The organism is Methylobacterium sp. CCH7-A2 (genome assembly GCF_001557075.1).
GTDB lineage: Bacteria > Pseudomonadota > Alphaproteobacteria > Rhizobiales > Beijerinckiaceae > Allobosea > Allobosea massiliensis.
The window spans coordinates 1-5906 of the sequence record NZ_LSKN01000296.1; the positions used below are offsets into that span (position 1 = coordinate 1).

Consider the following 5906-nt stretch of genomic DNA (forward strand, 5'->3'; position numbering starts at 1 on the left):
GCGCCGCCTCCGCCGGCTCGCTCTCCAACCGCATCGGACAGCTCAACGACCTCGTGGCGGCGTTCAGGACAGGCCCGGACGGCGCGTCTGCCGGCCATGGCACGATGTCGGCCGGGACCGAGCCCGCCCGCCTGCGCCAGCTCGCGGAGACGGCCTTCGCACGAGCCCCGGCCCGGACCCCGGCGCCGCGGCCTGCTCCGGCCAGGAAGGTCGCCAACAGCCGCGCCGGCGACTCCGGCTGGGAAGAGTTCTGAGCAACACTGAAAGGACGGCTGGTCTGCGGATGTGTCTCTGGGAGATTGTCTCCACCTCGGAAGATTGGGCGCTGACCCAGCGCGCTTATGTCAACGCCTGCCTTATCAAGGCGAAAGTGATGCTGTCGCCGCAGAGCGTACCGCGCCAAGCCGAAGCCGAACATTTTCCCTCAAGCACATTGTCGATGGGCTCGTCGCCTACGGTAGGCACTGCCGACTTGGCAGCGTGACTCTTTTTCTCAGGATTGCATGATGCTATCCGTAGCCCCACTCGGAACCTCGGTGCTCCGAAGCCCTCTGTTGCCCGCGATCACTGAGGGTGTCGCGTCGATGCCACCCGATCAGGGATTCAAGGTGATGTTGCGCATCATCTCATCCATGATTGCCGGCATTACACTTTGCGCGGCTGTGCGCGCTCCCGGGCACCCGGTCAGACGTTGTGCACAGGAGCTTGTAAAAGTGCTGCCTGCTCTCGGTGAGCGTCCTGAAGACTGTCGACTGGAGCAGCTTCACCAAGTGGCAGAAGAGGTTGGGGCCCAGATTTGGCACCTAGTCGCGTTTCAGGCTGATCGGAAGCTCAAAGCCGAATTGGAGGCCCTCGTATCCTCGATCTGCCGACCAGCCACTCAGGTGGCTGACCGCTCGGAAGCAGACGTTCCAGAGGTCGGCTAAGGGCCAAAGATGCGCTTACCGACCGTCAATTCGAGATGATTCGCATCCGGCGCCTTGCCGGATACCCCGATCGAGAGAGCAGTTCGGAACCCATTGGAGGGAACCCCCGGGGAATGAGCAGGTGAAGCCGTCCCGGGCTCTCGAGCCGGAACGGATTTCCGATGACGACGATCAATCACGACGCCACGTGGGCCGAGGATGAAGCGCGCCCGACGGCTGGCGATCTCGCGCGCTATGCGCGGGCCTATCGGCTCAGCACCGAGCATGCCCGGATGTTCCCGATGTGGCAGTCGGCGCTGGCCCATGCGCTGCTGCTCGACCATGACGGCGACGCGGTCCATGCGGACCAGGGCAACCTGAACGGCCGACAGCTGGCCGAAGGCGCGCGCGCGACGGCGCGGACCTTCGCGCTGCTGATCGCCGAGGCTCCGGCCCGTAACGAGCAGGAGCTCGAGCAGAAGATCGAGATCTACGAGACGATGAACTTCCTGCCCGGCGAGATGGAGCGCTCGCGCACGGCCTACATGGTGGAGATCGCCATGCACGCCGATGCAAGCGCGCTCGGCATCAAGCTGCGCAAGGAGCCGGTCGCGACCGGCTCCGGCGGCGTGCAGTAGGAGCGCGCAGATGCCTTTCATCGTGTACGATCTCGAAACGAGCGGACTGGACCCGGTCTGGAACGTGCCGCTCCAGGCAGCCCTGATCCACACAGACGACGAGTTGCGCCCGCTCAGCGAGCTCTCGCTGCGGTGTCGCCTGCCGGCCCATATCGTGCCGTCGCCGGGGGCCTTGCTGACCACGGGTATCCGCCCGGACCAGTTGGATCAGGCGCCGATGTCGAGCCTCGAGCTGCTCGGCCAGATCGGCCGGGCGCTGCGGGCGTGGACGCCTGCGACGATTCTGGGCCACAATGTGCTGCGCTACGACGAAGAGGTCCTGCGCCACAACTTCCTCACCCATCTGTTGCCGCCCTATGCCACGCAGGCCACCGGGCTTAAGCGGGCCGATACCCTTGTCATGCTTCGCGCGGCGATCCTGATCGAGCCCGGCGCGATCACGGTTCCCGTCGACGGCAACGGCAAGCGCTCGCTCAAGCTGGGCGCGGTTTGCCGCGCCAATGGGGTCGCCCTCGCTGAGGACGAGGCGCATGATGCGCTGTTCGATGCCCGCGCCACGCTGGCGCTGTTTCGGCTGCTTCGGGAGCGCGCCCCGCGCAGCGTCGAGCTGATGCTCGCAAACGCGCACAAGTCGGGACCGATCCGTCTCCTCTCCAGCGGAGATCTCTTCTGCCTCGGCGGCCAGTCGGCACTGGTCCCCGCGGTCAGTGTCATGGCCAGCCCCGGCAACGCGACGTCCTGGGCCGCGCTCGATCTCTCGATCGACCCTGCGAGCTATCTCGACGGCTCCGCCGAAGACGTCGCCGGCCTGCTGACGCGGTCGGGCCCAAGGCCGGTGCGGATGGTCAAGACGAATGCCCAGCCGATCGTGCTGGCCTGGGAGGATGCCCAGCACGCCTTGCCGGCCGATCGGCTCGATGACGCGGTCTACAACGACCGCGCTCGCCAGGTGCGTCGGCATCCAACTTTCCAGCGCCATCTCACCGAGGCGCTGAAGAACCGCTTCGCCGATCGGGAGCCATCGCCCTATCCGGAGGCGACGCTCTATTCCGGAGGCTTCCTCTCGGATGCCGACATGCGCATCTGCGCGCGCTGGCATGAGCTGCCCTGGGATCAGCGTGGCGGCCTGGTCAAGCACCTGGGCGACGTCCGGCTCCAGGCCTTCGCCAACAGGCAGATGTTCCTGGAGGCGCCTGAGTGCCTCGCGCCGGAAGCCTGGCGCAAGGGCCGCGACTGGCTGCGCGAGCGGCTGACGACGGAGACGGACGTTCCTTGGCTAACCTTGCCCAAGGCGATCAGGGAGGTGGCGGAACTGCGTTCCTCGCTCGATCCGCAGGATGCGGATCGCCACGCCCATCTCGATGCGATCGAGCGCTGGCTGCGCGAGCGCAGTGACCGCCAGCAGATGGCGGCGTGAAGGATGAGAGGCCGGCGCCCGAAGCGCCGGCCATTCCGGAAGGAAACGGAGAGGCGCTGCCACGAGGCAGTAACCCCCAAAAACTTCTGGATCCGACATGAAGACCAACATCCCGACCACCTCGCTTGAGGACATCGACCTCGAAGCGACGATCCGCCCCGTCACCGACGATCTCGACGGGATCGCGCGCAGGCTTCCACACTCCGGCGATCGCGACACGGCCTATGCCGCCTTCGCCGGCGAGCGCTTCCTCATCAGCGCCGCGGCCGGCCGTGCGCTCGGCTTCGCGGAAGAGACCGAACGCTTTCTCGCGCTGGCCGAGACCTCGCCCAAACCGCAGGTCGCCGCCTGCCTCGACATGCTGACGGCGCTGACGCTCCTGAACTCGGCCAGCGTCATCGCGCTGGCGATCATGCCGCCGCGAACCGGCGAGGATGTGCTGGCGCGCGCGTTCATCGCCGACAGCGTCGATTCCAAGCTCCGCCTGACCGGCGATCCCGCCATGGTCAAGGCTGCGGCGCTCGCATTCGAGATCGGCCCCTTGCCGATCACCATCGGCGAGCGCCAGCGCAGGACCTTCATGCTGGCGAGCGCTGTCCCGTCCTCGGTGAGGAACGCGCGGCAGGGCGAGCCCGCCATGGTCGCTCTCGAGCAGGGCCTGAGCCTGACGGCCTTCATGCGGGCTCTTCCGCAGGTCGCTGCGCTGGTCGAGCGCGCTGCGCTCCAGCTCGACGATGCGGAACGCCACGCGCGTGAGATCGCCGAGGGCGATATCGGGCCCGAGGCGCTGGAGCGGCTCGAACGAGCCCGACACGGGGCTGCCCTGCTGGCAACGGTCGACCTCGCACGCGCCTGCCTCTACGCCGACCTCGTCGATGGCGGGGCGGCCACAAAGGATCGTGCGATGGCTCTCGCCTCGCGCCTCCACGAGCCGAGGCTGCGCAGCATCGTCGCCTTCGCCACGATGACGGGCGAGGTCATCGGCGAGCTCGGCATGACGGCTCGCACGATCTCGGCGGCCGTGCGCGGCCGCTGAGGTCCAAGACCCTTCAGGAGAAGAAGGGGCGTCCCCGCGGGCGCCCCTTCGTGATTCCAGAGAGCGGGAGGGGATGCAGTCAAGATGGCTGTAACCCACGGAAAAACACATCATGTCCAAGAACGACGATCAGGGCAGGCTGCCGCCGCCCGAGACCACCAACCCCGCGCTTCGCGAGGGGGAGAGGATGCCCGATCCGATCGAGGCGCTGACTTCGGGCCTCGGCGATGACCCGGCGCTGGGCGACCTTATCGCCTTCCGGCAGAGCCGGCCCGACCTCAAGGAGGCGGCGCGGATGTCGCGGCAGTTCAACAACGAGGCCCATCGTGTCGCCTATGCCGTCGATCGGCACCCGCAGGTGAACACTGTCGCAGCCGGGCTGGGACTCGCAGCGCTCCTCTTCGACAGCCTGGTCTGCGTCTGGCCGGCCGACAGCCTCGACGAGGTCGACGCAAAGCTCGCCCTCGCGCACGGTCGCGGGCCGTTCGGTACCGACCAGGAGGCTGACTACGTCGCGTCGCTCGAGCCCGCGACAGCGCGTCGGATCCGTTTGATGCGAGCGGCGTTCCACGTGGGCGAACTGACCGTTCCGCCGGCGCCGCCCGCGCCCTCGCTCGACGACCGCAACCTCGCGGCCTGGCCGCGCCTGCGCTACGATCTGCGCGACCTCCTGCCGCTGCGCGGCGGCCAGCCGGTTCTCACCATCGCACCGGAGAACTGGATCGCATTCGCGCGCAGCGGTCCCGACTTCGGCGGCTTGCGAGACCGGATCGTCAGGATGCTGGCGACCGCTGAGCGGCTGTTCGACCTCGCCCGCGCCAACGAGGATGGCAAGAGCCGCGATCTGCGGCTCGCCGCCGAGGGCGCCCAGATCCTCGCCTATCTGTCTGCCTGCCAGGCCATGATCTGGCCGGTGCGCACGAAGGCCGACATCGACCACAAACGCGTGATGGCGCAGATCATCAACGATCGCGCCTGCCGTCCCGATCCCCTGCACCAGCAGGCGGCCGTGCGGCACATCGTCGACGAGGCGGTCTGGGTTCACCGTCGACTTGGACTGAGCGAGCGCGCGCTGTTTACGCCCGACTGGATCGAGATCGTCTGACCAATCCGCGTCATCGCCCCCATCAAGCCAGTACGAGGCGGCGCCACCCGGCGCCGCCTTTCATTTTGGGATGGGCGCGAGCGGAAGGCCGGAATGGCCGACCCCGCGGAAGGCAGAATGTCTCGCGGAACCGCGGAATACGATGATGACCCAATCGGATGACGATGAACGGGCTGGAGCCGTTCAGGACCATGCCCACGCCGAAGCTTCGCCGGACGACCCGGCCCAGCTGCGCCCCGATCGACACCTCACAAGTCGTGGCTCGGCTGACCGCATCGGCGGCGTCGAACTCGGCGCTGACGAGTGCGGTGTCGCCTTCGACGCCATCTGGAGGCGCCATAGCACGCAGATCTTCGACCTCGGCGAAGTCTACGAGCAAATGCGGCTCCTCTCAGCCGGGGACGATGACGAAACCGTGCATCTGTCCGGTGAAGACACTTCCCGCTATCAGAAGCTGCGCTGGCTCTCCACGCAGAGCGCGAGGAAGCCGGTGTTGCTCGGCACCGCGCCGATGCGCGAGCAGTTGAGCATGCTCAGACTGCGCTGTGCTGGCTTCGCCGCCGTGACCGACCTCGTCGATCGGGCGATTTCCCTGTCGATCATGACCGGCACGCCGCTGAGCCTGCCGCCTCTGCTGCTCGCCGGTCCTCCGGGGCTCGGCAAGACGCACTACTCAAAATCGCTCGCGGCGGTGCTCGGCGTGCCCACCCACGCGTGGTCCTGCGCCACCAACTCCGACGCCATGCAGCTGATCACCGGTCACCCGACGTCCTGGCGCGGCGCAAGGATGGGCCTGCTGACCGAG

At 67.4% G+C, this 5906-nt stretch carries 5 protein-coding genes and 1 pseudogene; all 6 read left to right on the forward strand.

Features of this window, described 5'->3' with window-relative positions; all coding sequences use genetic code 11:
• Positions 1-254, forward strand: a 254-nt coding sequence (locus AX750_RS26650) for a hypothetical protein (RefSeq protein WP_197431915.1), incomplete at its 5' end; no start/stop codon positions are given.
• A gap of 833 nt (positions 255-1087) precedes the next feature.
• Positions 1088-1543 carry a hypothetical protein gene (locus AX750_RS22685; RefSeq protein ID WP_066734031.1) on the forward strand — a complete coding sequence of 152 codons (456 nt, stop codon included), beginning with the start codon at positions 1088-1090 and terminating at the stop codon, positions 1541-1543.
• Between the two features lie 10 nt (positions 1544-1553).
• Positions 1554-2960 carry an exonuclease domain-containing protein gene (locus tag AX750_RS22690; RefSeq protein WP_066734034.1) on the forward strand — a complete coding sequence of 469 codons (1407 nt, stop codon included), beginning with the start codon at positions 1554-1556 and terminating at the stop codon, positions 2958-2960.
• A 97-nt stretch (positions 2961-3057) separates the two neighbouring features.
• A complete protein-coding gene (locus tag AX750_RS22695) occupies positions 3058-3996 on the forward strand; it encodes a hypothetical protein (protein ID WP_066734036.1) in 939 nt (312 codons plus the stop codon).
• 112 nt (positions 3997-4108) lie between these two features.
• On the forward strand, positions 4109-5101 hold the full coding sequence (locus AX750_RS22700) for a hypothetical protein (RefSeq protein ID WP_066734039.1): 993 nt from the start codon (positions 4109-4111) through the stop codon (positions 5099-5101).
• Positions 5102-5246: 145 nt separating this feature from the next.
• Positions 5247-5906, forward strand: a pseudogene (locus AX750_RS22705) (hypothetical protein); the annotation flags it as partial.

Coding starts and splice junctions, on each gene's coding strand:
- AX750_RS22695 (WP_066734036.1), top strand. CDS start 3,058: ATGAAGACCAACATCCCGACCACCTCGCTTGAGGACATCGACCTCGAA.
- AX750_RS22685 (WP_066734031.1), top strand. CDS start 1,088: ATGACGACGATCAATCACGACGCCACGTGGGCCGAGGATGAAGCGCGC.
- AX750_RS22700 (WP_066734039.1), top strand. CDS start 4,109: ATGTCCAAGAACGACGATCAGGGCAGGCTGCCGCCGCCCGAGACCACC.
- AX750_RS22690 (WP_066734034.1), top strand. CDS start 1,554: ATGCCTTTCATCGTGTACGATCTCGAAACGAGCGGACTGGACCCGGTC.